Origin of the sequence: Limnohabitans sp. T6-20 (genome assembly GCF_003063505.1) — a bacterium.
GTDB lineage: Bacteria > Pseudomonadota > Gammaproteobacteria > Burkholderiales > Burkholderiaceae_C > Limnohabitans_A.
The window spans coordinates 788232-814774 of record NZ_NERW01000002.1; the positions used below are offsets into that span (position 1 = coordinate 788232).

At 59.5% G+C, this 26543-nt stretch carries 26 protein-coding genes; 18 read left to right on the forward strand and 8 right to left on the reverse strand.

What is annotated here, in order from left to right; translation table 11 throughout:
• Positions 1-4: 4 nt before the first annotated feature.
• Both B9Z33_RS09700 and B9Z33_RS09705 read right to left on the reverse strand, forming a co-directional pair.
• Entirely contained in the window at positions 5-2287 is a 2283-nt protein-coding gene (locus B9Z33_RS09700; RefSeq protein ID WP_108287089.1) for a TonB-dependent siderophore receptor, read from the reverse strand.
• Between the two features lie 157 nt (positions 2288-2444).
• Positions 2445-3488 carry an extracellular solute-binding protein gene (locus B9Z33_RS09705; protein WP_369916727.1) on the reverse strand — a complete coding sequence of 348 codons (1044 nt, stop codon included), beginning with the start codon at positions 3486-3488 and terminating at the stop codon, positions 2445-2447.
• 88 nt (positions 3489-3576) lie between these two features.
• Between B9Z33_RS09705 and B9Z33_RS09710 the strand changes: the two genes are divergently transcribed.
• Positions 3577-4500, forward strand: a complete 924-nt coding sequence (locus B9Z33_RS09710; RefSeq protein WP_108286781.1) for a patatin-like phospholipase family protein — start codon at positions 3577-3579, stop codon at positions 4498-4500.
• A 166-nt stretch (positions 4501-4666) separates the two neighbouring features.
• Here the strand turns inward: B9Z33_RS09710 and B9Z33_RS09715 are convergent, their stop codons facing one another.
• On the reverse strand, positions 4667-5200 hold the full coding sequence (locus tag B9Z33_RS09715; RefSeq protein WP_108286782.1) for a phasin family protein: 534 nt from the start codon (positions 5198-5200) through the stop codon (positions 4667-4669).
• 193 nt (positions 5201-5393) lie between these two features.
• On the opposite strand from B9Z33_RS09715, the gene B9Z33_RS09720 reads away from it, so the two are divergent.
• The 11 genes from B9Z33_RS09720 (at position 5394) to B9Z33_RS09770 (ending at position 17099) form a co-directional block, all read left to right on the forward strand.
• The gene (locus B9Z33_RS09720) at positions 5394-6323 is read left to right on the forward strand and encodes a histone deacetylase (protein ID WP_108286783.1); all 930 of its coding nucleotides are present in this window, start codon (positions 5394-5396) and stop codon (positions 6321-6323) included.
• Positions 6320-6760, forward strand: a complete 441-nt coding sequence (locus tag B9Z33_RS09725; RefSeq protein ID WP_108286784.1) for a thioesterase family protein — start codon at positions 6320-6322, stop codon at positions 6758-6760. The genes B9Z33_RS09720 and B9Z33_RS09725 overlap by 4 nt, the downstream gene beginning before the upstream one ends.
• Complete coding sequence (locus B9Z33_RS09730; protein WP_108286785.1) at positions 6757-7494, forward strand: nitroreductase; 738 nt, start codon at positions 6757-6759, stop codon at positions 7492-7494. Before B9Z33_RS09725 ends, B9Z33_RS09730 begins: the two co-directional genes overlap by 4 nt.
• A gap of 30 nt (positions 7495-7524) precedes the next feature.
• Complete coding sequence (locus B9Z33_RS09735) at positions 7525-9399, forward strand: ABC transporter permease (RefSeq protein ID WP_108286786.1); 1875 nt, start codon at positions 7525-7527, stop codon at positions 9397-9399.
• Positions 9396-10181, forward strand: coding sequence for an ABC transporter ATP-binding protein (locus B9Z33_RS09740; protein WP_108286787.1), 786 nt, complete (start codon positions 9396-9398; stop codon positions 10179-10181). Before B9Z33_RS09735 ends, B9Z33_RS09740 begins: the two co-directional genes overlap by 4 nt.
• A complete protein-coding gene (locus B9Z33_RS09745; protein ID WP_108286788.1) occupies positions 10174-10830 on the forward strand; it encodes an ABC transporter ATP-binding protein in 657 nt (218 codons plus the stop codon). The genes B9Z33_RS09740 and B9Z33_RS09745 overlap by 8 nt, the downstream gene beginning before the upstream one ends.
• A 70-nt stretch (positions 10831-10900) precedes the next feature.
• A complete protein-coding gene (gene pncB / locus B9Z33_RS09750; protein WP_108286789.1) occupies positions 10901-12085 on the forward strand; it encodes a nicotinate phosphoribosyltransferase in 1185 nt (394 codons plus the stop codon).
• 56 nt (positions 12086-12141) lie between these two features.
• A complete protein-coding gene (locus B9Z33_RS09755; RefSeq protein WP_108286790.1) occupies positions 12142-13566 on the forward strand; it encodes a sodium:proton antiporter in 1425 nt (474 codons plus the stop codon).
• Positions 13566-14552 carry a D-glycerate dehydrogenase gene (locus tag B9Z33_RS09760; RefSeq protein ID WP_108286791.1) on the forward strand — a complete coding sequence of 329 codons (987 nt, stop codon included), beginning with the start codon at positions 13566-13568 and terminating at the stop codon, positions 14550-14552. Before B9Z33_RS09755 ends, B9Z33_RS09760 begins: the two co-directional genes overlap by 1 nt.
• Positions 14549-15898: a DNA recombination protein RmuC gene (locus B9Z33_RS09765; RefSeq protein ID WP_108286792.1), complete on the forward strand. Its 1350-nt coding sequence runs from the start codon at positions 14549-14551 to the stop codon at positions 15896-15898. The genes B9Z33_RS09760 and B9Z33_RS09765 overlap by 4 nt, the downstream gene beginning before the upstream one ends.
• A 28-nt stretch (positions 15899-15926) precedes the next feature.
• Entirely contained in the window at positions 15927-17099 is a 1173-nt protein-coding gene (locus B9Z33_RS09770) for an MFS transporter (RefSeq protein ID WP_369916737.1), read from the forward strand.
• A gap of 115 nt (positions 17100-17214) precedes the next feature.
• Here the strand turns inward: B9Z33_RS09770 and B9Z33_RS09775 are convergent, their stop codons facing one another.
• The 4 genes from B9Z33_RS09775 to B9Z33_RS09790 all read right to left on the reverse strand — a co-directional run bounded on the left by B9Z33_RS09775 (position 17215) and on the right by B9Z33_RS09790 (position 19761).
• Positions 17215-18093: a TIGR00730 family Rossman fold protein gene (locus tag B9Z33_RS09775; protein WP_108287090.1), complete on the reverse strand. Its 879-nt coding sequence runs from the start codon at positions 18091-18093 to the stop codon at positions 17215-17217.
• A gap of 103 nt (positions 18094-18196) precedes the next feature.
• Positions 18197-18751: an elongation factor P gene (efp, locus tag B9Z33_RS09780; RefSeq protein WP_019428318.1), complete on the reverse strand. Its 555-nt coding sequence runs from the start codon at positions 18749-18751 to the stop codon at positions 18197-18199.
• 96 nt (positions 18752-18847) lie between these two features.
• Positions 18848-19282, reverse strand: a complete 435-nt coding sequence (locus tag B9Z33_RS09785) for a DUF6691 family protein (RefSeq protein ID WP_108286794.1) — start codon at positions 19280-19282, stop codon at positions 18848-18850.
• Positions 19279-19761, reverse strand: coding sequence for a YeeE/YedE family protein (locus B9Z33_RS09790; RefSeq protein WP_108286795.1), 483 nt, complete (start codon positions 19759-19761; stop codon positions 19279-19281). The genes B9Z33_RS09785 and B9Z33_RS09790 overlap by 4 nt, the downstream gene beginning before the upstream one ends.
• Before the next feature lie 308 nt (positions 19762-20069).
• Here B9Z33_RS09790 and B9Z33_RS15435 point away from each other — a divergent pair, with 308 nt between their 5' ends.
• Positions 20070-20249 (forward strand): hypothetical protein, encoded by a 180-nt coding sequence (locus tag B9Z33_RS15435; protein WP_146183851.1) that lies wholly within the window; start codon positions 20070-20072, stop codon positions 20247-20249.
• 19 nt (positions 20250-20268) lie between these two features.
• A complete protein-coding gene (locus tag B9Z33_RS15440) occupies positions 20269-20613 on the forward strand; it encodes a hypothetical protein (RefSeq protein ID WP_146183852.1) in 345 nt (114 codons plus the stop codon).
• 73 nt (positions 20614-20686) lie between these two features.
• Here the strand turns inward: B9Z33_RS15440 and earP are convergent, their stop codons facing one another.
• Complete coding sequence (gene earP / locus B9Z33_RS09795) at positions 20687-21772, reverse strand: elongation factor P maturation arginine rhamnosyltransferase EarP (protein WP_108287091.1); 1086 nt, start codon at positions 21770-21772, stop codon at positions 20687-20689.
• A gap of 54 nt (positions 21773-21826) precedes the next feature.
• Between earP and uvrC the strand changes: the two genes are divergently transcribed.
• The 4 genes from uvrC to B9Z33_RS09815 all read left to right on the forward strand — a co-directional run bounded on the left by uvrC (position 21827) and on the right by B9Z33_RS09815 (position 26482).
• Positions 21827-23785, forward strand: a complete 1959-nt coding sequence (gene uvrC / locus B9Z33_RS09800; RefSeq protein WP_108286796.1) for an excinuclease ABC subunit UvrC — start codon at positions 21827-21829, stop codon at positions 23783-23785.
• Positions 23786-23839: 54 nt separating this feature from the next.
• Positions 23840-24409, forward strand: coding sequence for a CDP-diacylglycerol--glycerol-3-phosphate 3-phosphatidyltransferase (pgsA, locus tag B9Z33_RS09805; protein ID WP_108287092.1), 570 nt, complete (start codon positions 23840-23842; stop codon positions 24407-24409).
• On the forward strand, positions 24406-25314 hold the full coding sequence (locus tag B9Z33_RS09810; protein WP_108286797.1) for a DMT family transporter: 909 nt from the start codon (positions 24406-24408) through the stop codon (positions 25312-25314). The genes pgsA and B9Z33_RS09810 overlap by 4 nt, the downstream gene beginning before the upstream one ends.
• An 82-nt stretch (positions 25315-25396) precedes the next feature.
• Positions 25397-26482 carry a tartrate dehydrogenase gene (locus B9Z33_RS09815; protein WP_108286798.1) on the forward strand — a complete coding sequence of 362 codons (1086 nt, stop codon included), beginning with the start codon at positions 25397-25399 and terminating at the stop codon, positions 26480-26482.
• Positions 26483-26543 lie beyond the last annotated feature (61 nt).

Here is a 26543-nt window from a genome sequence, read left to right on the forward strand (position 1 = left end):
TTCCTCAGAACAGGGTCTTGAGACTCAGTTCCACACGCCGTGGGGTTCCGGGGATGTAGAAGGACGAATAGACCTGGTCGATGTAAAGCTTGTTGCTCAGGTTGGAGACGTTCAGCTTGAGCACGGTGTTGTCGGTCAAGGTGTGCTCGACCATGGCATCGACGTTGGTGAAGGCTTGCGTGGTGAGGGTGGCGTTGATCAGCGGGGTTTGCTTGCCGCGGTAGTTCAGGCCCGCGCCCACGCGCCACAGGGGGGCCACGCGGTAGGTGCTCCACAAGCTGGCGCTGTGCTCGGGTGTCAGGCCCGGGCGGTCGCCTTGTTTCATGTTGCCCGTCGCGCTGCTCACGTCGATGCGAGCGTTGGGAATCCATGTGTGGTTGTAGAACATCTCCCAGGCGGCCGAGAGGCGTCCTGCAAAGTTCAACTCCAGACCTGTGGCATGGCGTTTGCCGGACAACAGGAACTGGTTGGTTGCCGAGTCCACATCGGTGTTGCGCTCGTTGTATTTTTCGGAGTGAAAGAAAGCCAGGCCCAGCAGGGCCTTGCCTTCGAACAACTCCCACTTGCCTCCGACTTCAAAGTTGCGGCTTTTCTCGGGTGGCGTGTTGAGTGTGGTCAGGTTGGGATTGGGTACGGTGTTGCTGTTTTGGATCACCGTCGGACTCAATTGGGTGCCCACGCCGTACAGGTAGGTGTCACCCGAAGTGTTGTACGACGTGCCCCAAGATGCGTAGTAGGTGGTGCTGGTGTCGGGTTGCCACAGGACACCGATGCGCGGGCTGGCCAGTGTTTTTCCCAGCTCGACGCTGTAGCCTTGGGCATCTGTGTAGGCTGCAGTGAACCGCTCGACACGCAAACCTCCTTGCAATTGGATGTCATGGCCCAGTTGCAACGTGTCTTGCACATAGGCACCCCAATTTTCAGATTTGAAACTCATGGTGGGGTTCATGGCACGGTTGTCGTTGATCCCGATGCCATTGTGGGGTGTGCCAACAAGGGTGCTGACGTAGGGTGTCTGCAGGCCCAATGTGGCGCTGTTGTTGCGACGGGCTTTTTCGTGGCTGTAATCCACACCTGCAATCAAGTTGTGTTGAAGGCCGAGCGCTTGGAACTTGTTGGTGTAATCGCTTTGTGCCTGAAGCACGTCGCTGTCACCAAACCGAGCCTTCGGATTGCGGCTCAGCTCTGTGCTGTCCTTCAGGCCAAACAGTGAGGTCAAATTTTTGAATCCCACCTGCGTGCCCAACAGGTCGCGGCTGTAGTGGCCCATGCGTACCGTGGTTTTGAGTTCGCTGTCCTGGTCAAAGCGGTGCTTGTGCGCGAGGGTGCCATGGTTCGTCTCGGTGCGCAGGTGGTCGCTGGCCATGCCATAGAAGTTTTTCGCGTCCAGAACCGGCACCAGCGTACCGCTTGAATTGGCACCGCTGTTGCGAGGTCCGGCGTTGGTCGATGTGCCGTTGTCCACCATCCAGGGGTGGCTGTACAGCGGACGGCCATCGGTTTCCAGGTGGTACAAACTGGCTGTGAACTCATCACGCTCGCCAATGCCCCAGCGGTAGCTGGCCGCAGCGCCTTTTTTGTCCACTGCCGCGCCCCAGTTGTTGGCTTTGTGCACCATGGCGTTGATGCGCAAGGCAGAGTCTTCTCCGGTCTGCTTGTTGAAGTCACCCGTCAGTCGGCGCGCATTGCCGCTGCCCAGGGTGAGGTTGACTTCGTTCTGGTCCATCAAAAAGGGTTGCTTGTTGACCTGGTTGACCACGCCGCCGGTAGAGCCTTTGCCAAACAACATGGAAGCCGACCCCTTGAGCACTTCGACGCGGTCCTGGTTGAAGGTGTCCCGCTCAATCAGAGGGGCGTCACGCAAACCATCCACGTAGATGTCACCGGCCTGCTGCAGTGAAAAGCCGCGCATGCGTACGTCTTCTTCACCGGTTTCCCCAGCCAGAAAGGTCACGCCCGAGGTGGTCTTGAGGACTTCGCGCAAGTCGTCCAGGTTGCGGTCGTTCATGAGCTTCTCGGTCATGACGGTGACGGTCTGGGGAATGTCCTTCAAAGCCTGATCACCTTTGGCAATGCCGCTTTTCTTGACGAGCAAGCTCTCTTTGGCCTGGGTGGGTGACTCCTGTTTGTCACGCACGGTCACGGTTTTGAGGGTGCCTTCTGCTGGGCCCTCTTGTGCAGCAGCTGGCTGGGGACTGGTCAATGATCCGGCCAGCATCAGAGCTGCCAGGGGCAGCAATTTGGCCTGCGGTTGGACGTTTTGGGCGTGGTGGTGTCTTCGAGTCATGGTGATGCGAGGCATTGGTGTGGCGGAAAGGACAAACGGTGTTTGTCGCTGAGTTCAATGGCTGGCTATCACCACCCGCCTGGCGCGGTGTGAATGGCTTGCTGTCTATCTGGAAGCGGCCTGCTTCAACGTGTGAAGCAGGCTTGTCAAAGAGGCTTTATTTGAAGCCCACACGGTCGAGCATTTGCTGGACCTTGATCTGGTTCATCCCCACGGCGCTGATCGGAATCAACTCGCTCTTGAAGCTGCCGCCGGTCATGGCCTTGAGGGCAGGGTTATCAAAGCTCACCCCCTTGGCTGCAGGCCACTCGTTGTTGCCGTTGGCAAAGTGGTTCTGGGCTGCAGGGCTGGCCAGATACTCCAGAAAATGTATGGCGTTGTCTGTGTTCTTGGCATGGCGCGCGACAGCGCCACCGGCCACGTTGACGTGTGTGCCCCAGCTGGTTTGGTTGGGGAACACCACGCCGACCTTTTCGGCCACAGCCTTTTCTGCGGGCACGCTGGATCGCATCATGCGGGCCAGGTAGTAGGTGTTGGTCACGGCCACGCCGCATTCACCCGAGGCCACGCCTTTGATCTGGTCGCTGTCACCACCTTTGGGGCTTCGAGCCATGTTGTCGACCAGCCCTTTGAGCCAGACTTCTGTTTTCTGTGGGCCCAGGTGCTCGGTCATGGCACCAAACAGGCTCAGGTTGTAAGGGTGTGATCCCGAACGGATGCAAAGCTGGCCTTTGAATTTTGGATCGGCCAGCTTTTCATAGCTGTCAAAGTCGGCTTTGCTGTATTTGAGTTTGTCGAAGACCACCACCCGGGCCCGGGTAGACAAGCCGAACCAAGGTGTACCGCCGTTGTCAGCAGGCTTGGCGCGCAGATTGGCGGGGATCGCTGCTTCGAGTTTTGCGGATTTGACCGGCAGGAACAAGCCATCCACTTCCGCGCGCCACAGACGCGCGGCGTCCACCAGCAAAATCACATCGGCAGGGGAGGCGGCACCTTCGGCCTTCAGCCGGGCGAGAATACCGGCATCGTCGGCGTCAACGCGGTTGATCTTGATGCCGGTGGCTTTGGTGAAATCGCTGTAAAGCGCTTCATCGGTCGGGTAGTGCCGTGCCGAATAAATGTTCAGGACTTTGTCTTGCGCCATGCCCGACGCCGTAGCCAGCATACATGCGAGGCTCAAAAAGGATTTGGAAAGTGTCATGGTCATTGCTTGCTTGGGTTGTCGATGGGTGCAGTTTAATTCAAATGCGAATCATTATCAATAAGATTTGAAAGAAAAGATGAAATCAATGAAACAGAACGTGCAAGGTCGCGCATGGATGGGCTTGGGTGCGGTGTTCGTGGCGGTGGTTCTGGCGGGTTGTGGCAGCTTGTCCAAGGGGCCCATGGGAGAGTCGGGTGCCGTGCATCGCTCGCCGGAGCACCGTGAACTCAAGCTGGGTTTGGCCCTGGGTGGCGGTGCGGCCCGTGGCTTTGCCCATTTGGGTGTGATTCAGGTGCTGGAGGAGGCCGGGTATCGCCCCAGTCATGTGGTGGGCACTTCGGCGGGCAGTTTGGTGGCCGCTTTGTATGCCAGTGGCAAAAGCACGGCAGAGCTCAACCGCTTGGCCGAAACCATGCAAGAGGCTGACATCACCGACTGGATGCTGCCGATCCTGAACCGGGGAGCATTGCGCGGCGAGGCGCTTGCCAAATACGTGAACACCCAGGTGGGCGGGCGCAGCCTGGAGCAGATGAAAATCCCCCTGGGCATTGTGGCCACCGACCTGGCCAGCGGTGAGTCCATCACCTTCAGGCGCGGCAATACCGGCGCTGCAGTGCGGGCATCGAGCGCGGTCCCGGCTGTGTTTCAGCCTGTGCGCATCGGTGAGCGTGAGTATGTGGATGGCGGCTTGGTGGCGCCTGTGCCGGTTCGTCAGGCAAGGGACATGGGGGCCAATTTCGTGATCGCAGTCGACATTTCAAGCGACCCCGAAGGCAATCCCTCGGGTGACACCTTCCAGATCCTGATGCAGACCTTTGCCATCATGGGCAAGAGCATCAACACACTGGCCTTGAAAGATGCCGACTTTGTGGTTCGCCCCGCGTTGTCAGGGGTCAAAAGTGCCGATTTTGGTGCCCGCACGCGTTCCATAGAAGCGGGCCGAGTGGCCATGCGTGCTTTGTTGCCTGCCTTGAAGTCCCGGCTGGCGGATTTCGAATCGGGTCGCTGAACAGCGCCGAGCCTGCCCGTGGCGTGGCTCCACGCATAAAAAAAGGGCTGATCTTGCGATCAGCCCTTGAAGGGATCCCTGTTTCCCAGACGAAATTCAAAGAGATCCGAGGAGACAACTTGTCAATGAAACAGTCGCAAGCATCTCAGCCCGACTGTTTTAAAAATCACTTCTTCTTGCCAGCTTTGGGCGTGGCGTTTTGTGTCACGGCAGCCAGGTTGGACTCGGCCAGATCGGTGGCTTGCTTGACGGCTTTTTGCACGGATTCAAAAGCGCTGTTGGCAGCAGTCACGGCACCCTTCATCATGGCCACAGCTTGCTCGGAACCTGCGGGAGCGTTTTGAGCAGCGGTGTCCACCAAGTTGGCGAACTGCTTTTGAGCGGCAGCAGCTTGGGCTTCGAAAGCTTTGGTGAACTCGCCACCGGTGCCAGAAGCGATGTCGTACAGGTGACGGCTGTAAGCCGCTGTTTTTTCAGCCAAAGGCTGGAACAGGTTGGCTTGCATGGCCAGCAGGTCTTGTGCGTCTTTCACGCTCAGCACAGCTTGGGTGCTGTTGGCGGAATCGTCCAGGGCGGCTTTGGCGGCGCTCAGGTTCAACTCCACCAGCTTTTCCACGCCTTCGAAGGCTTTGGCGGTCAGGCCAAACAGGGTTTCAACGTTGGCCTTGTGCGAGGCGACGATTTGTTCAGCGGTCATCATGAGGATCTCCAGATCAAAAATTAAGAGGGGTTTCAAAAAGACTGCGCCGAAACTGGCCTGGGCCGTACAACATTGTTGCAGTGCAGCATGGTTTTGATTTTAGGGTTTCCATGGGGTATTGCAAGGGGATTGGACTGCGCCGTGCTCAGTTTAGAGAGGGTTTTCTAGAATCGAGGCCCCGACACACAGACCCATGCACGCCTATTACGCCGACCACTTTGTCTTGCCCTTGCCCGAAGGTCACCGCTTTCCCATGCGCAAGTACAGCCGTCTGCGGGATCGGCTGAGCGCAGAACTGTCGGCTGTGCAAATGCGCGAAGCACCCGCCGCCAGCGATGGCGAGCTGGCCTTGGTGCACACGCCCGCCTATATACAAGGCGTTGCCACGGGCACGCTCGAGGCGGCTTTGCAGCGCGAAATCGGCTTTCCGTGGAGCCCCGCCATGGCCGAGCGGGCCCGCCGTTCGGTGGGGGCTTCGGTGGCCGCAGCCCGCGATGCCTTGCAGCAGGGGGTGGCGGGTAACCTGGCCGGCGGCACGCACCATGCCTATGCGCACAAAGGCGGCGGTTTTTGTGTGTTCAATGACATAGCCGTCACCGCCCGATTGATGCAGGCCGAAGCCTGGCGGCATCACCGTCAAAAGATGAGCGTGGCCGTGATCGACCTCGATGTGCACCAAGGCAACGGCACAGCGCACATTTTTGCCAAAGACCCAAGTGTTTTCACCTTGTCCGTGCACGGCGAAAAGAACTTCCCGTTTCGCAAGGAAGCCAGCGATCTGGACGTCGGCCTGCCCGACGGGTGCACCGATGAACCTTACCTGGAGGCCTTGCATCAGGCGCTTCAAGCCCTGCAGGACCGCTTTGATCCCCATTTGGTGGTCTATCTGGCCGGGGCCGATCCGCACGAGGGCGACCGCCTTGGGCGGCTCAAACTCACTGCCGATGGCATGCAGGCGCGAGACCGGGTGGTGATGGACTGGGCTTGGCAGCGCCGTCTGCCGGTGGTCTTGTGCATGGGCGGGGGCTATGGTCACGACATCGAGACCACGGTCCAGGTGCAAATGCAGACCTGGCAAGTGGCTTTGGACTACTGGCAACGCTGGCACAATCTCAGCCGATGAACACCACTGCCAAACCTCAAGCCGATGCGCGCAGCAGCTACAAGGCGTTTCGCGCCATCAGCACCCGCTGGATGGACAACGACGTCTACGGCCATGTGAACAATGTGGTCTATTACAGCTGGTTCGACACCGCAGTGAACGCCACGCTGATCGAAAAAGGCGTGCTCGACATCCATTCCGGCGCCACCATCGGGCTGGTGGTCGAGACCCAATGCTTTTATTTTGCCCCGTTGGCATTCCCCCAAACCATTGACGCAGGCATCCGTGTGGCCAAGTTGGGCACTTCGAGCGTGCGCTACGAAGTGGGCCTTTTTGCACAGGGCGAAGAGATGACCGCCGCCAGAGGCCACTTTGTGCACGTGTATGTGGACCGTGAAACCCGCCGCCCCGTGCCGCTGCCTGCAACACTCAAAACATTTCTGGAGACTTTGACATGAGCATTTCCCCCATCGGCCCCCAAGTCAGCACCCGCGTGAACGATCCCGCCAGCGTGGACGCCGCCATTCTGAGCCGTTTTTCGGCCCGAGCCTATCTGCCCAAGGCCGTCGAGCGCGATGTGCTGCAGGACATTCTGGAAGTTTCGGCCCGCGCACCCAGTGGAACCAACACCCAGCCCTGGAAGGTCTATGTGCTGCAAGGTGCCAAACGCGATGAGCTGGTGGCCAAAACCTGCGCCGCGCACAATGCCATCAGCGCCAACCCGGCGTTGGCTTCTGAATATGCCGAGTCCTACGACTACTACCCCGAAAAATGGGTCAGCCCCTACATCGACCGCCGCCGCGAGTGCGGTTTTGGTTTGTACGGTGTGTTGGGCATCGGCAAGGGCGACAAAGACCGCATGCACGAGCAGCACCAGAAAAACTTCCGTTTTTTCGACGCACCGGTGGGCCTGATCTTCACCATCGACAAAGTCATGGGCCGGGGCAGCTTGCTCGACTACGGCATGTTTTTGCAGTCCATCATGTTGGCCGCCCGTGCACGCGGTCTGCACACCTGCCCGCAAGCGGCCTGGAACGGCTTCTCCAAAATCATCTTGCCCCATGTGGGCGCGGGTGAGAACGAGATGGTGGTCTGCGGCATGGCGCTGGGCTATGCCGACGAATCTGCGCTGGTCAACACCTTCCAGACCACCCGCGTGAAGGCGCAAGACTTCACCCACTGGGTCGAATGAGCTGGTTGATCTGAGAAGAAAGGAACAGGTTTGGGTTTCGATGGCTTGGCGCTGCAACTGCTCAACGGACTGAGCCACGCGACCACCTTGTTCCTGATGGCCTCCGGGCTGACGCTGATTTTTGGCGTCACCCGGATCGTCAACTTTGCGCACGGCAGTTTTTTCATGCTGGGCGCTTTGTGGGCCGCGCACGCCGTCACCCGTTGGTGGCCCGCTTGGGGCGAGTCGGCTTGGGGCTACGCCGCAGCCATGGTTTTGGGTGCGGGCTTGGCGGCTTTGCTGGGCGCTCTGGTCGAGGTGGTGTTGCTCAAACGCATGCGCCACGCGCCTCAGCTGTACCAACTGGTGGCCACCTTTGGCTTGACGCTGGCGCTGCACGACGCCATGCGCTGGTTCTTCGGGCCAGAAGAGGTCTTTGCCCCGCGCTTTCCGGGGCTCAAGGGGGCCATTGAGCTGGGCGAATCGTTTTTCCCGACCTGGCAATTGTTCACGCTGGTGCTGGGGCCTCTGGTTTGGTTGGGCCTGCACTTGTTGCTCACGCGCACCCTGTGGGGCCAGCGCGTGAAAGCCGCCACGCAAGACCGTGACATGCTCGACGCCTTGGGCGTGGACCCCGCGCCGCTCATGCTGGGCGTGGTCATGCTCGGCTGCGGCTTGGCGGGTTTGGCCGGGGCCTTGCAGCTGCCACGTGAGCCTGCCAACTTGCAGATGGACGTGAATGTGGTGGTCGAAACCTTTGTGGTGGTGGTCACAGGCGGCCTGGGCAGCATTGGCGGGGCCTTTGCTGCTGCGGTGCTCATTGGTGTGATCCACGCCCTGGGCGTGAGCTTTTTCCCGCAGGCCACCTTGGTGCTGGTGTTTTTGACCATGGCGGTGGTGCTGGTCTGGCGCCCCCAAGGCCTGGCCGGGTCTGCCGCGCACGATGATCAACGCGAAAGCGTGCCGGTGTTTTCGCTCTGGCCCGCAGGCTGGGTTGGGCGGGCGGTGTTGGTGGCCGCCTTTGTGGGCTTGACGCTGTTGGCTTGGGGGCAGGGCGACTATGGGCGCAGTCTGGCCGAAGACGTGATGGTGATGATGCTGTTTGGCCTGAGCCTGCAGTGGATGATGGCTTTGGGCGGGCTGGTCAGCTTTGGCCATGCGGCGTTCTTTGCGCTGGGAGCCTATGGCGCGGCGCTGGCGCACCTGCAAGGTGGCGCGGGTTTGTTTTTGGCTTTGGCGGCGGGCATGGCGCTGGCGCTGGTCGTGGCTTTGGTGTTTGGGGCGCTGGTGGTGCGCAGCACTGGCGTTTATCTGGCCATGTTGTCTTTGGCCTTGGCACAAATGGTCTGGGCAGGGGCCACGCAATGGGTGGCGGTGACCGGGGGGGACAACGGCCTGATTGGCCTGCGCCTCATCGCACCCGAGCTGCGCGGCGTGTGGGACACGGTGCTGTGCGCCTTCATGCTGTTGGCGCTGGTGGGCATGGCACGCGTGGCCACATCGAGCCGGGGCGCAGCTTTGCAGGCTGTGCGCGATGCGCCTTTGCGCGCGGCGGCCAGCGGCTTGCCGGTGCAGGCTTTGCGCTACCAGGTGTTTGTGGGCAGCGCCACCTTGGCAGGTCTGGCGGGGGGCTTGTGGGCGGCCTTCAAAGGCGCGGTTTTCCCCTCGGTGGCCTCGGTCGCCATGTCGGTCGATGCCTTGCTGGTCATCTTGTTGGGCGGCGTCCACCAGCTGTGGGGATCGGCCGTGGGCAGTGCGCTGCTGGTTTGGGGCGGGGCCGAATTGGGCCAGGGGCTCGACTACTGGCGTGGCGTTTTGGGCCTGGTGATCATGGCCGTCATGGTGCTGGCACCCAGCGGCGTGCTGGGGGCTGTGCAGCACGCGCTTGCCCGCCGCCATTCGCAGCCCACAAGGAGCCCGGCATGAGCACAGCCGCTTTGCAAGTGCGCGGTTTGGCCAAAAATTTTGGCGGCGTGCGCGCCCTGGACGGGGTCGACTTTGAAGTGTCTGCAGGCCAATGTGTGGCCTTGATCGGCCCCAATGGCGCGGGCAAATCAACGTGTTTTGCCTGCCTGGCCGGGCAGCAATCGCCCACTGCAGGCCAGGTGTTCTGGCAGGGGCAGTCGCTGCTGGGGCAAACACCTGCCGAGCGCCAGCGCTTGGGGGTGGCCCGCACGTTTCAGGTGGCCCAGACGTTCGAAGCCTTGACCGTGCTGCAAAACATCCAGTTGGTACTGCGCGATGCCCCTCCGCTGGCTTGGTGGGACCGGCTGGACTTGCGCCAGCCTGAGCGCGCCCTGCATTTGGCCGAACAAGCGGGCCTGCAAGCGCTGGCCCAAGCCACCGTGGCCGATTTGCCTTACGGTGCCAAAAAGCGCTTGGAGTTGGCCATGGCCTTGGCGGGCTTGTCGGCTAACGGCTCATCCTTGTTGTTGCTCGACGAGCCTGCCGCTGGGCTGGCCCTGGCCGAGCGCACCGACATGATGGCGTTGGTGCGGCAAGTGGCCTCGCAGGGCGTGACGGTGCTCTACACCGAGCACAACATGGATGCCGTTTTTGGCGTGGCCGATCGGGTGCTGGTGCTCATGCAAGGCCGCCTGGTGGCCGATGGCCTGCCCGAGCTTGTCGCGCAAGACCCGCATGTGCTGCAGCATTACCTGGGCATGGATTTCAAGACCCCAGCAGCCCAAGGGGGGAACCATGACTGATGCCCGGCTCGACGTGCAGCAGCTGAACGCCTGGTACGGCCAAGCGCAGGCCTTGTTTGATGTGTCGCTGACCGTGCATGCGGGCGAATTGGTGGTTTTGCAGGGCCTGAACGGCGCTGGCAAATCGACCTTGTTGCAGTCGCTGATCGGCATTGGCCCCCGGGTGTCGGGCCAGATATCGTGGGCGGGTCAGCGCATTGACGGCTGGCCAGCACATCGGCGGGCGCAAGCCGGTTTGGGCTTCGTGGCCGAAGACCGGCGGCTGTTCACGGGCCTGTCGGTGCGCGAAAACCTGTGGATTGCGGCGCGCGGTGCGTCCAAAGCCGCCATGGGCCAGCAGCTGGAGCGCGTGCTGAGCTTGTTCCCGGTGTTGGGCCAATTGATCAACCGACCTGCCAGCCAGATGAGTGGCGGCGAACAGCAAATGCTGGCCATCGCCCGTACCCTGATGACGGGCCCACGTTTGCTGTTGCTGGACGAACCCTGTGAGGGCATTGCCCCGGTGCTGGTGCAGGCCCTGCGTGAGGCGCTTTTGCAGCTGCGCCGCGAAGGCCTGAGCTTGCTGGTGGCCGAGCAAAACAACATTTTGGCGGCGCATGCCGACCGGGTGCTGGTCATGGTGAGCGGCCGCCTGGAAGTGGCGTCGTGAGCGTCTGCATGGCCATCACTTACACTGACCCGAAAATTCGGCAGCCCGACTGCCCTGAGACAAAAACGCCATGATCATCACCAGTCTGCTCGACACCGACCTGTACAAATTCACCATGATGCAGGTCGTGCTGCACCAGTTTCCGGGTGCGCAGGTCGAATACAAGTTCAAGTGCCGCAACCCGGGCGTCGCGCTGGCCCCGTTTGTCAACGAGATCCGCGAAGAAATTCGCTCTTTGTGCAGTCTGAGCTTCAAACAAGGCGAGTTGCAGTACCTGCGCTCACTTCGCTTCATTAAAAGCGACTTTGTCGACTTCCTGGATCTGTTCAAGCTGAATGAAAAGTACATCCAGGTCATGCCATTGCCCTCTGGTGAGATCGACATCACGATCCAGGGGCCTTGGTTGCACACCATCTTGTTCGAGATTCCGGTCTTGGCCATCGTCAACGAGGTGTACTTCCGCAACACTCAAAAAGTGCCTGATCTCATGGAGGGCCGCCGTCGTCTGGATCAGAAAATTGCCCAGCTTCAAGTCAAAGGTCTCGAAACCCTCAAGATTGCCGACTACGGCACACGCCGCCGCTTTTCTCGGGCCTGGCACGAAGAGGTGTTGCGCGTCTTGTCCGCCCGCTTGGGCACCGGCCCTACTGGGCAGTTTGCGGGCACCAGCAATGTTTATTACGCATACTTGCTCGGCCTGACCCCCTTGGGCACCATGGCGCACGAATATTTACAGGCTTGCCAAGCGCTGGGGCCTCGTTTGCGTGACAGTCAGATTTTTGCCTTCGAATCGTGGGCCAAAGAGTACCGGGGCGATCTGGGCATAGCGCTTTCCGATGTGTATGGCTTCAATGCTTTCTTGCGTGACTTTGACCTGTTCTTTTGCAAACTGTTTGACGGTGCCCGACACGACAGTGGCGATCCGTTCAGCTGGGGTGAGCGCATGATTGCCCACTACCAGCAAAACAGGGTCAACCCCAAGACCAAGACACTGATCTTCAGTGACAGCTTGACCGTTCCCCGCACGATCGAGTTGTTTGAACAGTTCCGTGGGCGATGCCAATTGGCCTTTGGTGTGGGCACCAACCTGACCAACGACTTGGGCTACGAGCCCTTGCAAATCGTGATCAAAATGACGCGTTGTAACGGTCAACCGGTGGCCAAATTGTCGGATACGCCGGGCAAAGGCATGTGCGATGACGAAAAATACCTGGCCTATTTGCGTCAAGTCTTCGAAATTACACCCACGGCCTGATATCGGCCTCAAGCGCCGGTAGGATGCGTTTTCATTTCAACAACAAGAGGCAAAAGATGCAACGATCACCATCACGGTGGGGTATTCAAGGGGGCTTGCTGGGTTTGATGGCGCTGCCCGGCATGGCCGCAGCGGCTGATTTTGATGGTGCGCAACTCTCGGCGGTCTGGGGCATTCCATTCGCAGGCATCTTGTTGTCGATTGCTCTTGCACCTTTGCTTTTGCCCCATTTTTGGCACCACCATTACGGCAAAGTCGCCGCGGCTTGGTCTTTGGCTTTCCTGGTGCCTTTTGCTGCGGTGTTTGGCGCGGGCGTGGCCGGTGGCAATCTGGTGCACGCCTTGTTGGCCGAATACATTCCATTCATCGTTTTGCTCACCGCGTTGTTCACCGTGTCGGGTGGCATTTACATTCGGGGCAATCTGCATGGCAGCCCCGGGTTGAACACCAGCATCCTCGCCATTGGCGCTGTGCTGGCCAGTTTCATGGGCACAACAGGCGCGTCCATGTTGATGATTCGCCCACTGATTCGAGCCAACGACAACCGCAAACACGTGGCCCATGTGGTGGTGTTTTTCATTTTCATCGTCTCCAACGCGGGCGGTTCACTTACCCCTTTGGGCGATCCTCCACTGTTCCTGGGCTTCCTGAAGGGCGTCGATTTCTTCTGGACCGTCAAACACATTTTTCCTGAAAGCCTGTTTCTCATCGGCTCTTTGCTGGCCATCTTTTTTGCGCTCGATTCCTGGTTCTACCACCGCAAAGAAGAGGTCTTGCCAGTTGACCCCACACCCGATTCCCGCCAGATCGGCTTCGACGGTGTGGTTAACTTTGTGTTGCTGGCTGCCGTCGTCGCGTTGGTCCTGATGAGCGGCATCTGGAAATCGCCCGTCTCGTTCCACGTGGCAGGTACCGAAATCGGTTTGCCCGGCTTGGTGCGTGATGCAGGGCTGGTGCTCATCACCTTGCTTTCCCTGAAGCTGACACCCGCCAATGTGCACCACGACAACCAGTTTGGCTGGGGTCCGATGATCGAGGTGGCCAAGTTGTTTGCGGGCATTTTCCTGACCATCATCCCGGTGATCGCCATGCTCAAGGCGGGTGTCAACGGGCCTTTTGGTGCGGTGGTCTCGGCTGTGACCAAGCCCGATGGCAGTCCCGATGTGATGATGTATTTCTGGATCACGGGCTTGCTCAGCTCATTCCTGGACAACGCGCCCACTTACCTGGTGTTCTTCAATACGGCGGGTGGTGACCCACAGGTCTTGATGACCACGCTGGCCCCTACATTGGCGGCCATCTCAGCGGGTGCGGTGTTCATGGGTGCCAACAGTTACATCGGCAATGCCCCCAACCTCATGGTCAAATCCATTGCCGAAGAGCGCGGCGTCAAAATGCCCAGCTTCTTTGGCTACATGCTCTGGTCGTGTGCTGTGCTGATCCCCTTGTTCGTTTTCATGACTCTTATTTGGTTTCGTTGATGTCAAAACCTTCCATTCTGGTGGCTCGGGCCATCTTCCCCGACGTCCTGCAATCCCTGTCGCAGGTGTTTGAAGTCGAAGATAACCAGGCCGACGAGGTCTGGTCTGCCGCCGAATTGACCCGCCGCATGCAGGGCAAAGTGGGCGCTTTGACCACCGGCAGCGAGCGCATCGACACCGCACTGCTGCAGGCCAACCCGCAGCTGCGCATCGTGGCCAACATGGCCGTGGGGTACAACAACTTTGACGTGCCTGCCATGACCGCTGCCGGTGTGCAGGCCAGCAACACGCCTGATGTGTTGACCGAGACCACCGCCGATTTCGGCTTTGCGCTCTTGATGGCCACCGCAAGGCGCATCACCGAAAGCGAGCATTACCTGCGTGCGGGCCAGTGGACCAAGTGGAGCTACGACATGTTTGCCGGGGCCGAGGTGCACGGCTCGACCATCGGCATCATCGGCATGGGCCGCATCGGGCAGGGCATTGCCCGCCGCGCCGCACACGGCTTTGGCATGAACGTGATTTACCACAACCGCTCGCGCCTGAGCCCCGAGCTGGAAGCCGAATGCAAAGCCCGTTATGTCGGTAAAGAAGAACTGCTCAGAACGGCTGACCATGTGGTGTTGGTGGTGCCTTACAGCGCCGAGTCGCACCACACCATCGGCGCAGCCGAGCTGGCTTTGATGAAACCCAGCGCCACGCTGGTCAACATTGCGCGCGGCGGCATTGTGGACGATGCGGCTTTGGCCAAGGCCTTGGCTGCAGGGCAGATCGCGGCGGCAGGGCTTGACGTGTTCGAGGGTGAGCCGCAGGTTCACCCCGATTTGCTGAAAGTGCCCAATGTGGTGCTGACCCCCCACATTGCCAGCGCCACCGTCAAGACCCGCCGCGCCATGGCCCAGTTGGCCGCTGACAACCTGGTTGCCTACCTGACCCGTGGCCAGGCCCTGACCCCGCTCAACACCTTGCCAGGCGCGGCGGCATGAGTGAAATTTTGTTGTTGGCCTTGGCGGCCTTGAGTGTGTTGTTGCTCCTGGTCTTGTTGTTCAAATCCAAGTCGGCACCCGACCGCAGCGCAGAGCAGCTTGCCCGGCAAGAACAATTGTTTGAAGCACTGCAAACGCAAACCCAACGTCTAGAGCGCGAGCTGCGCACCGAAATCAGCCAGTCCGGCGTCCAAGGGCGGCAAGAGGCCATGCAGACCCTCACGCTGTTCCAGCAGTCGCTTTTGCAGCAAAGCGCCGAGGCCACCCGCACCCAAAACCAGCAAATCGACGCGCTGGCCCAGCAACTGGCCTTGCTGCAAAAAAGCCTGACCGACAGCCTGGCGCAGCAGGTCAATGCGCTGTCTGAGGCCAATGCCCGGCGCCTGACCGAGATGCGCGGCACCATGGAAACCCAGTTGGCCCAGCTGCAGCAAAGCAACGCCGCCAAACTGGACGAAATGCGCCAGACCGTGGACGAAAAGCTTCAGGCCACGCTGCAAGCCCGCCTGGGCGAGAGCTTCAAGCAAGTGGCCGACCGGCTGGAGCAAGTGCACAAAGGTCTGGGCGAAATGCACAACCTGGCCCAGGGCGTGGGCGACCTCAAGCACCTGCTGACCAACGTGAAGACGCGCGGCATGTTTGGCGAGGCGCAGCTGGCGTCCTTGCTCGAACAGGTGCTGACCCCTGAACAATATGCTGTGCAGGTGGCCACCCGCCCCGGCGACAAAAACAGGGTGGACTTTGCCATCCGCTTGCCTGGCCGATCCGACAACGGCGACCCGGTCTGGTTGCCGATCGATGCGAAATTTCCCAATGAAGACTACGAGCGGCTGCTCGAAGCCCAAGGCCGAGCCGACCCGGTGCAGGCCGAGCTGTGTGCCAAGGCGCTGGAAAACCGCATCAAGCTCGAAGCCAAATCCATCGCCGAAAAATACCTGGAGCCGCCGCACACCACCGACTTTGCGGTGATGTTCTTGCCCACCGAAGGCCTGTACGCCGAGGTGCTGCGCCGCCCCGGTCTGATGGAGACCCTGCAACGCGACCACCGCGTCACGCTGGCAGGCCCGACCAACCTGATGGCCATGCTGAATGCCCTGCAAATGGGTTTCCGGACTTTGGCGCTGGAAAAGCGTTCCAGCGAAGTCTGGCAAGTGCTGGGGGCCGTCAAGACCGAGTTTGCCAAGTTTGGCGACGTGCTGGCCAAGGTCAAATCGCAGACCCAAACTGTGCTCAACACGCTTGACCAAGCCCAAACCCGCAGCAATGTGATGAGCCGGGCCCTGCGCCAGGTAGACGCTTTGCCAGAGCCCGAAGCCCAGGCGCTGCTGCCTGGCGGTGAGGGTTGAAGTCACGATGGGACAGGGCAGAAGTGGCGTGAAGCACCAGCTGCCCAGGCTCATTGCAGGGCAAATTTTCTTGCACGCCTGCATGGCAGGCATGCGCATGGCAATCCCTTTGCTCGCTTTGCAGCAGGGCTTCAGTGCCATGGCGGTCGGTGCGCTGTTGGCCTTGTTTGCCTTGACGCAAGTTTTCCTGGCCCTGCCTGCAGGGCGTTATGCCGACCGCAAAGGCTTGAAAAAACCATTGCTGATCAGCGTGGTGGTGTCAGCCACAGGGGCGGGTGTGTCGGTGATCTGGCCCATATTCCCGGTCATGTGCATCAGCGCACTGGCCACTGGCGGTGCCACCGGCATGGCGGTCATTTCCTTGCAGCGGCATGTGGGGCGCATGGCCAAAGACCCGGCAGAACTGAAAGAGGCCTTCAGTTGGTTGTCTATCGGTCCTGCGATCTCCAACTTTTTGGGGCCTGTGCTGGCGGGTTTGCTGATCGATTACGCCGGCCCTGAGCCCGCCCATGTCACCGGTTTTCGCTGGGCGTTTTTGCTGATGGCTTTGTTGCCATTTGTTACATGGTTTTGGGTGCGCAAGGCCCCCGAACTGCACATTCCCCCCGCGTTGGAAAACGCAGCGCCCCGCCGTGCACTGGATTTGCTGGCCGACCCGATGATGCGGCGCTTGTTGGGGGTCAACTGGTTGCTCTCATCGTGCTGGGACGTGCACACCTTTGTGGTCCCCGTGCTGGGGCATGAGCGGGGTTTCAGCGCTTCGGTGGTCGGCACCATCCTGGGCGCTTTTGCAATGGCCGCGGCCTTCATTCGGGTGTGTTTGCCCTGGGTTTCTCGTCATCTGCACGAACACCAGATCATCACGGGTGCCATGGTCTGCACGGCGCTGCTGTTTGGCATGTACCCCTTCATGCCCACACCCTGGAGCATGGGGCTTTGCTCGGTGCTGTTGGGCTTGGTGCTGGGCACGGTGCAGCCGATGATCATGAGCACCTTGCACCAGATCACGCCACAGCATCGTCAAGGCGAGGCGCTGGGTTTGCGCCTGATGAGCATCAACGCATCGAGTGTGCTCATGCCCATGCTGTTCGGTGCGGCGGGTGCCATTGCCGGTGTGGCACCGGTGTTTTGGGTGGTGGGCGGTGCCGTGGGCTGGGGGGCCCGTGCAGCTTGGCATCTGAGGCCTGACAAACGTCACTGAGTGTTATGGCGCGGTTGACACTTGCCAAACGATGTGCGGTGTTTCGCAGGCTAAAGCCGCTGCTGGCGAATCTCAACCGAAGGCCGCTCAAGCATTGGGCCGCAGGGGCGGCTTCTTACACCTTGGGAATGTTCAACTGGTAGAAGTCGCAAATGACCTGCCAGGCGTCTTCGGGCGTGTCCACATAGCGGAACAGTTTCAGGTCTTCCTTGGAAATCGTGCCTTCTTCAACCAGGACCTCCATGTTGATCAGCCGCTGCCAGTAATCGGAGCCAAACAGCAAGATCGGCACAGGCCGTGCCTTGCGCGTTTGCACCAAGGTCATCACTTCAAACAGCTCGTCCAGCGTGCCAAACCCGCCCGGAAAAGCCACCAAAGCCTTGGCGCGCATCATGAAATGCATTTTGCGCAGCGCAAAGTAATGGAACTTGAAGCTCAGATCCGGCGTCACATACGCGTTGGGGTGTTGTTCGTGGGGCAGGGCAATGTTGAGCGCCACCGAGGGCGCACCGGCTTCTTTTGCGCCCCGGTTGGCCGCTTCCATGATGCCGGGGCCTCCGCCTGTGCAAATGTAGAGTTTTTCGTCATCGGGCAGGCAAGAGCACGACTGGGCCACCCGCCTGGAAAACTCCCGGGCATTCTCGTAATGCTGCGCATTACGCACCTGGGTTTGGGCTTTGGCAATATCTTGTTCGGAACCATTGAGGGTGGCGGCCTGCAGCTGCGCCTGCGCAGTGACACGGTCTGAAAACCGCGCACTTCCAAACACCACCACGGTGTGCTCAATGCCGGCTTCGGTCTGTGCCAGGTCGGGCTTGAGCATTTCCAGCTGAAAGCGGATGCCGCGTGTTTCGCGGCGCAACAAAAACTCAGGGTCGGCAAAAGCCAAGCGGTTCGCTTGCGGCTCCAGCAAGCCAGCATCGTGAAATTCGGTTTGTGTTTCGGCCCAGGCGTGGGGCAAAGAAGGGGCGTGAAGGTCTTGTATCGATTGCATGCCGTCATTGTGCATCTGCACTGCGGCAGCTTCTTTTGTCCAGCAGGCAAAGCCCCATGAAAAAAGCCCCTTGCGGGGCTTTCATCAGGGGTCGATCCAAAGATCAGACGCGCTTGCGGTATTCGCCCGTGCGTGTGTCGATTTCGATCTTGTCGCCTTGGCTCACGAACAAAGGCACAGGCACTTCCATGCCGGTGGCGATCTTGGCGGGCTTGAGCACTTTGCCGGAGGTGTCGCCTTTGACAGCGGGCTCCGTCCAGGTGATCTCGCGCACCACGCTGGTGGGCAATTCAACAGAGATGGCTTTCTCGTTGTAGAACACCACTTCGAGTTCCATGCCGTCTTCGAGGTAGTTCAGGGCGTCGCCCATGTTGGTGGCTTCGACTTCGTACTGGTTGAAATCGGTGTCCATGCAAACATACATGGGGTCAGCGAAATAAGAGTAAGTGCAGTCTTTCTTGTCCAGAATGACCTGGTCCATCTTGTCGTCAGCGCGGAACACGACTTCGGTGCCGAAGTTGGCGATCAGGCTTTTGAGCTTCATGCGCACGGTGGACGAACCGCGGCCACCGCGTTGGTATTCGGTGCGCAGGACGACCATGGGGTCTTTGCCGTGCATGATGACGTTGCCGACGCGGATTTCTTGAGCGGTTTTCATAGGAATTGAGTCTGAAATGAAAGAGGGTGGCTTGAAGCCAAGCCCATTATTCTAACCTGTGGGACCTGCTTTTTAGCCAAAGGCCCATGGGGGCGTTCAGTCTCGCGCCGTCAAGCCGTGGGCCAAGCCGCCCAAGACAATGCCGCCCAAGGCCCAAAGGATGTCGGTGTTGCCCGTGCCCAAGGCCGCAATCGCGGGGCCGGGGCACACGCCGGACAATCCCCAACCCACGCCAAAAATTGCAGAGCCGATCACGGTTTGGCGATTCCAGCTGGCCGGTTGCGTCAGGAACTGCCCGCCCAGCAGGGGGCGACCGAACCAGCGCGGAAAACCTTTGTAAGCCAGCATGGCCAAGCCCGCTGCGCCGCCCATGACCAGCATCAAGCCCCAGTCCTGAAAGCGCAAAAAGCTCAAGACCACGTCAGGCTGCACCATGGTGGCCAGCGACAGGCCAAAGCCAAACAAGGCCCCGGCGACCAGGGTGACGAGCGCCTTGGGCAGGGACAGTGTGTGAGGATTCAGATGGTTCATGCGAGGCCTTTCGTGGTGATGGCCATCAGGTTGGCGGTCATGAAAGCGGTGGCCATGAAGGTCAGCACCGCGCCCAGCGAAGGCAGCTGCAACGAGCCCAGGCCACAAATGCCGTGACCGGACGTGCAGCCGTTGCCCAAACGCGCACCGTAGCCGACCAAAAAGCCGCCCACCAGCAGCTGCCAAGCGGGCACGCTGGTGTGCTGCGCTTCACCGCCCGCCAGCGTGAACCGCCAAACCAGTGCCCCCAGCACCACACCCAGCGCGTAAACCAGCCGCCAGTTGCGGGTGCTGACAAAGCGCTCTTGCTGGAAGAACGCCCGTTTAGACACGAACGACCAACTGCTGGAAAAGACGGAACTCATGCCGCCGACCCAGCCGTTGAACAAATACAGCAGCGCCACGCCAGCGCCAATGGTGAGGCCGCCCAGCAGGTAGTGCTGCCAGCCGAGGGGGAAGAGGGTGTCAATCAGAGTCATGGGTCGGGATTATCGGGGATGAGGGTGCTCAAGCTAAGACCGTCTAGGTAGTGATTGGATGTACTTGGGCGCTGAGGTACTCAGCAGTTTTTCACTTTAAAGTGGGTCGAGTAGATAAAATGAGTCAAATATGGTTATATTTATAAGCTCGGGTCCACTGATAGCCTTGATCAAGCAGACAGCGAATTGCAATCATGTAACGTCGAGCTTGCTCTGAATTCTCATTAACTCCGTGGGCTTTCTAGCCATTTCAACATCACGATGTATCAATCGGAGTTTTCGTTTTACATCACCTTGAGGATTTCACTATGACCAATGATCCAGATGAACTGCGGTACGAACACTCCATCGGAGATAAGGATCTGGCGGTATCTATCGCTGCTTTGCAAGAGATAGAGGTGCACCTTCGTTATGGAATTTCAAGTATCAAATTATTAGCATGCTTTATCATAGTTTTGCTTACTCTTATTCTCTGGCGTATCTGGTAACTGCAAAGAGAGCTAAGCAATGAATATGAAAGAGGAGCTAGAAGGAATAATCCCAACAAAAGCAGCTTACTTGACATTGGTCATGACCTTTATGCTGCTGCCTGCAGGATTTTATGCCCCGGATTTTCTACAGCCTCTCCTTTTATCCGGAGCAACAGCTGGAGAGATAGTCCTTGTAAAACTTTTGCTGCCTACTTTTATAGGTTTGGCCGGCTCATTGCTAAGTCTAATTATTGTTATCCGTTCCCTTCGTGCTCAAGCCGAGGCACATAAATTAGCTTTAGCGGCACTTGAACGCAAACATAGAGAATATGTCGCCATTTTGTGTAAACCCAAAAAAGTAAAAACCAGTAAGCGCATTTAGTAGCCGCACCGGGCTAGTTAATTTATTTGCTTCGTTATTTTTGATAAAGTGTAGTAATGCCGTTTTGTAAACTTTAGAGATGCGCGGCGTATTCCAATAATTGCTGTACTAATGTTTTATGGCGTAGTAATTGTGCCTTGGCAGCCTGACCCGATTGCATCCAATTGATATGTGAGTTGCCCGTCAGCGACGGCAGCCGCCCTTCTTCCACCCCATTCCAAACCCGATGCACCTTGCGCAAGATTTCCGGCGCCTCCATCCAATCCAAAAACGCCTCCAGCTTGTCGTGGTGGGCGTTGTCATCTTGTGGGTAGATGTGCCAGATGAAGGCTTGGCCTGCCCATAGCGCCCGGACCAGCGAGTCTTCGCCACGCACAAAATTCAAGTCGCAGGCCCAGAGCATCTCGTCAAAGCCGTTTTGGTCGGTGTAGGGCAGGGCGCTCCAGCTGGGGTGCTCGGGCATGCCCGCCAGAGCTTGCAGCACCGCCGCCAGCGGGCGGCCGGGGGGCACTAGCAGGTGATGGGGTGTGCCCACCAGTTGGGCCAGCAGCTGGGGAAGGGCGGCGGGTTCGTAGCAGAAGAGGCTGATCAGCAGACCATTCGGGAGCAGGTTGGGGGCGTGTTGTTGGCGCCAGGCCGAACGTTTTAAAAGGTCAAAGTTTTGCTGGCGCTCCAGCAGGTCGGTTTCGCGCAGCAGGCCGCCCGTGTCTGGGGTGAAGCCGGGGTAAAAGAAGGTCTTGGTCCAGCCCTTGGCCGGGCCGCTCATGATGGGCGAGGGCAGCTGGTGCATGCGGGGCACCCAGTCTTCGGCGCTCAGGTATTCGAGGTTGATCCACCTAGGTTGTTGCGCTCGGGTGGCCACGCCGTGCGCGACAAAGGCTTCGGGCAAGGTGCAGCCAAAGGCCTCGACCCAGACATCCGCCGGGGGCAGCGCTTGAAGGGTGCTGGCTTGGCTGGCATCGGCCCACGGCCGCACTTCAATGCCAGGCTCTTGGTGGGCGGTGGTGGCCATCCAGGCCAGGGCCGAGGCGTCGTCTACCCACAGGCGCACGCGCTGGCCCGCGTCGCGCAACTGGCGCGTCAGGCGCCAGCACACGCCCAGGTCGCCGTGGTTGTCGATCACGGTGCAGAAGATGTCCCAGAGTTGGCCAGTTTGCATGCGGCGATTGTCGCTGGAGATTTCACACACAGCTTTTCACAGACAATAGCCGCCATGTCGCACACCCATGATGAAGCCCTGCTCGCGCAAGTTGCCGCGCTGCCCGCCTTGCCGGGGGTTTACCGCTACTTTGATGCGCAGGACCAGCTGCTGTATGTGGGCAAGGCGCTGAACCTCAAGCGCCGGGTGTCGAGTTATTTCCAGAAGGACCACGGCGGCACCCGCATTGGCCACATGGTCAGCAAGATCACGCGCATGGAGACCACCGTGGTGCGCTCCGAGGCCGAGGCGCTGCTGCTGGAAAACAACCTCATCAAGACGCTGCACCCGCGCTTCAACATCCTGTTTCGGGACGACAAGAGTTACCCCTACCTCAAGCTCACGGGCAACGGCCGCGTGGCGCTGCCCGCGCTGGTCAAGACGCCCGAGGCGCAGCATTACCCGCGAGTGGCCTATTACCGGGGCGCGGTGGAAAAGAAGCACCGTTACTTCGGGCCGTTCCCCAGTGCGTGGGCGGTCAAGGAGTCGATTCAGCTGATCCAGAAGGTGTTCAGACTCCGTACTTGTGAGGACACGGTCTTTGCCAACCGCACCCGGCCTTGCCTGCTGTTTCAGATCAAGCGTTGCTCTGGCCCGTGCGTGAACCTGATCAGCCCCGAGGACTACAAAGCCGATGTGCATCACGCCGAACAGTTTTTGCACGGCGAGACGCAGGCGCTGATGCGCGAGATGGAAGCGCGGATGATGCAGCATGCCGACAAGCTCGAATTTGAGCTGGCGGCCGAGGTGCGCAACCAACTGACGGCGCTGTCGCGGGTCTTGCACCAGCAGTCGGTGGACACGGCGGTCGACACCGATGCCGACATCTTGGTGGCCAAAGTGCAGGGCGGCCGTGCCTGCGTGAACCTGGCCATGGTGCGCGGTGGACGGCATCTGGGCGACCGGCCTTACTTTCCGGTGCATGTGCAAGACGCGCAGGACCTGTTGGGCCTGGTGGAGAGCGAGGAAGAGGGTGAAGGGCAGGGAGAGAGTGAACCCAAACGCCCGGTCGAGGTGCAGGTGCTCGAAGCCTTTTTGGCGCAGCACTACATTGGCGTGCCCGTGCCGCCGCTGCTGATCTTGAGCGCGGCGGTGGACAAAGCACTGATCGCGGCTTTGTCGGCGCAGTCGGGCGTGAAGATCAGCACGGTGACGAATCCGCGCGAGCACCGCCGCGTGTGGCTGGAGATGGCCGAGAAAAACGCCGAGCTGCAACTGGCCCGTTTGCTGGCCGAAGAAGGCTCGCAGCAGGCCCGCACTCGGGCGCTGGCCGAAGCGCTGGATTTGGCTCCGGATGATTTGGATCAGCTGCACATCGAGTGTTTCGACATCTCGCACACTGCGGGCGAGAACACGCAGGCGTCTTGTGTGGTGTTTCGCCAGCACAAGATGCAAAGCAGCGACTACCGCCGCTACAACATCGAGGGCATCACCCCGGGCGACGATTACGCGGCCATGCGCCAGGTGCTGATGCGCCGCTACGGCAAGCTGGCCGAAGCTTTGCGCTCGGGCGAAGGCACGGCCAAGTTGCCCGACCTCGTGCTGATCGACGGCGGCAAAGGCCAGGTGAGCATGGCGCGTGAGGTGTTCACCGATTTGGGTCTGGACCTGTCGCGCATCGTGGGTGTGGAAAAAGGCGAGGGCCGCAAGGTGGGCCTGGAAGAGCTGGTGTTTGCCGATGGCCGCGAAAAGGTCTATTTGGGCAAGGACTCGGCCGCGCTCATGTTGGTTGCCCAGATTCGCGACGAGGCCCACCGCTTTGCCATCACGGGCATGCGGGCACAGCGGGCCAAGGTGCGCATGGGCGGCAGCAAAATCGAGGAAATACCGGGCATTGGCCCACGCAAACGGGCCAAACTGCTGCAGCGGTTTGGGGGCGTGCGTGGTGTGGAGAGTGCCAGTGTGGAAGACTTGTTGGGTGTGGAAGGCATTTCACGTGAGCTGGCCGAGTCCATTTACAACGCATTGCATTGAGGTCTTGTTCATGCCGTGCGTGAAACGCCTGTTTGGCATGCCACAATGAAGCCCATGTTTTTCACGATTCCCACCATCATGACTTGGACGCGCATTGTCGCGATCCCTTTGATCATTGGCGTGTATTACTGGCCAAGCCTGACGGTGGAAACACAGAATTTGATCGCCACGGTCATGTTTGTGCTCTTCGCCATCACCGATTGGCTGGATGGCTATTTGGCGCGCAAGCTCAACCAGACCTCGGCTTTTGGTGCATTTCTGGACCCGGTAGCCGATAAATTTTTGGTCTGCGCGGCCTTGCTGATTCTGGTGCACATGAACCGGGTCAATGTGTTGATTGCCCTGGTCATCATCGGCCGCGAGATCGCCATTTCATCGCTGCGCGAGTGGATGGCCCAAATTGGTGCCGGTAAGAGCGTGGCGGTGCACATGGTGGGCAAGCTCAAAACCACGGTGCAGATGGTGGCGATTCCTTTTCTTCTTTATGACGGCATGCTGTTCGGTGTGATCGACACCCGCATCTGGGGTGCAGTGTTGATCCTGATCGCAGCGGTGCTGACCATCTGGTCCATGGTTTATTACATGCAAAAGGCCCTGCCTGAAATCCGGGCACGGGTGAAATGACCGAGACCCAGGATTCAACGGCCTGGATCAAGGCCATGCCTGTCGTGTTTGTGCTGATCTGGAGCACCGGCTTCATCGTCGCCCGCTACGGCATGCCGCATGCACCCCCTTTCAGTTTTTTGCTGGTGCGTTACCTGCTTTCGATTCTGTGCTTCTTGCCCTGGATATGGCTGGCCCGCGTCAAGTGGCCGCAAAACCGGATGCAGTTGTTGCACTTGGCGGTCACTGGCATCTTGATGCATGCGGGCTACCTTGGTGGCGTGTGGGCGGCGGTCAAGGCGGGCATGGGTTCGGGTTTGTCTTCCCTGATCGTGGGCTTTCAGCCGGTGCTCACCGCCATTTGGTTGTCTTACAGCTTGCGCGGCTCTGAGCAGCCTGGCGTTTCACGCCGCCAGTGGTTGGGTTTGTTGTTGGGTTTCGCGGGCTTGCTCATGGTGGTTTGGCGCAAGCTGACGTTGGACTCACCCATGGATCACGTGAGCCCCATCAACATGGCTTTTGCCATTGGGGCTTTGCTGAGTATCACCATCGGTACGCTTTACCAAAAGCGCTTTGTGCAGCCTTGCGATGTGCGCTCGGCCAACACGGTGCAATTGATGGCCGCTTTTGTGGTCACCTTGCCCTTGGCGCTGGCCGAGCCTGAGGCCATGCGCTGGAACGCCGAACTGGCGGGGGCCATGGCCTGGTCGGTGCTGGGCCTGACTCTGGGCGGAAGTTCACTGCTTTACATGCTGATCCAGCGCGGTGCAGCGGCGTCAGTGACCAGCTTGATGTACATGGTGCCTCCCACTACGGCCATCATTGCCTGGCTGTTGTTCGGTGAGACCATCACGGCAGCCACATTGGCAGGTACCGCACTCACGGCATTGGGCGTGAGCTTGGTGGTTCGGCCGTCACGTAAGTGAAAGACCCACAGGGCCTTCGTCGCTAAGCTGATGGTTTGACAAGGCACAGCCTTTTTTATTTTTTGATCCTGAAAGTTTTTCTATGACCAAGCATCGCATCGCCGTGATTCCAGGAGATGGCATTGGCAAGGAAGTCATGCCTGAGGGGCTGCGTGTGATGGACGCTGCAGCCCGGAAGTTTGGCATCGACTTGCAGTTTGACCACTTTGATTTTTCGAGCTGGGACTATTGTGAAAAGCATGGCCAGATGCTGCCCGACGATTGGAAAGACCAAATTGGTGGCCACGATGCACTCTACTTTGGTGCGGTGGGATGGCCGGACAAGATTGCCGACCACGTTTCGCTCTGGGGGTCTCTGCTGTTGTTCCGTCGTGAGTTTGATCAGTACATCAACCTGCGCCCGGCCCGATTGATGCCTGGCATCATCGCGCCCGTGGTGCGCCGCGACGGCAGCGCACGCCAGCCCGGCGAGATCGACATGTACATCGTGCGTGAAAACACCGAAGGCGAATACTCCAGCGTGGGCGGGCGCATGTTCCCGGGGACCGAGCGCGAGATCGTGATGCAAGAGTCGATCATGACCCGCATCGGTGTGGACCGCGTGCTCAAGTTTGCGTTTGAATTGGCCCAGTCGCGCCCCAAAAAGCACCTGACCAGCGCCACCAAGTCCAACGGCATCGCCATCACCATGCCCTATTGGGATGAGCGCGTGGCCGAGATGGCCAAGGCTTACCCGGGCATTAACGTGGACAAGTTCCACATCGACATCCTGACCGCGCACTTTGTGCAGCGCCCCGACTTTTTTGACGTGGTGGTGGCCAGCAATTTGTTTGGCGACATCCTGAGCGATTTGGGCCCCGCTTGCACCGGCACCATCGGCATTGCGCCCAGCGCCAACCTCAACCCTGACCGCAAGTTCCCATCGCTGTTTGAGCCGGTGCACGGCTCGGCGCCGGACATTGCGGGCAAAGGCATTGCCAACCCCATTGGTCAAATCTGGTGTGGCGCGATGATGCTGGAATTTTTGGGGCACAAAGACGCACACGATGCCGTTTTGGCGGCCATCGAGAAAGTATTGGCTGCTGGTGCCGATGCACCACGAACCCCGGATTTGGGCGGCAAGGCCACAACAGCCGATGTGGGCCGTGCCATTGCCGATGCGCTTTGATGGTGCGTTTCCCCGGTTGCGGTGGGCTGGTTTCTGGGCTTTAAAAAACTGATGTTCGCGC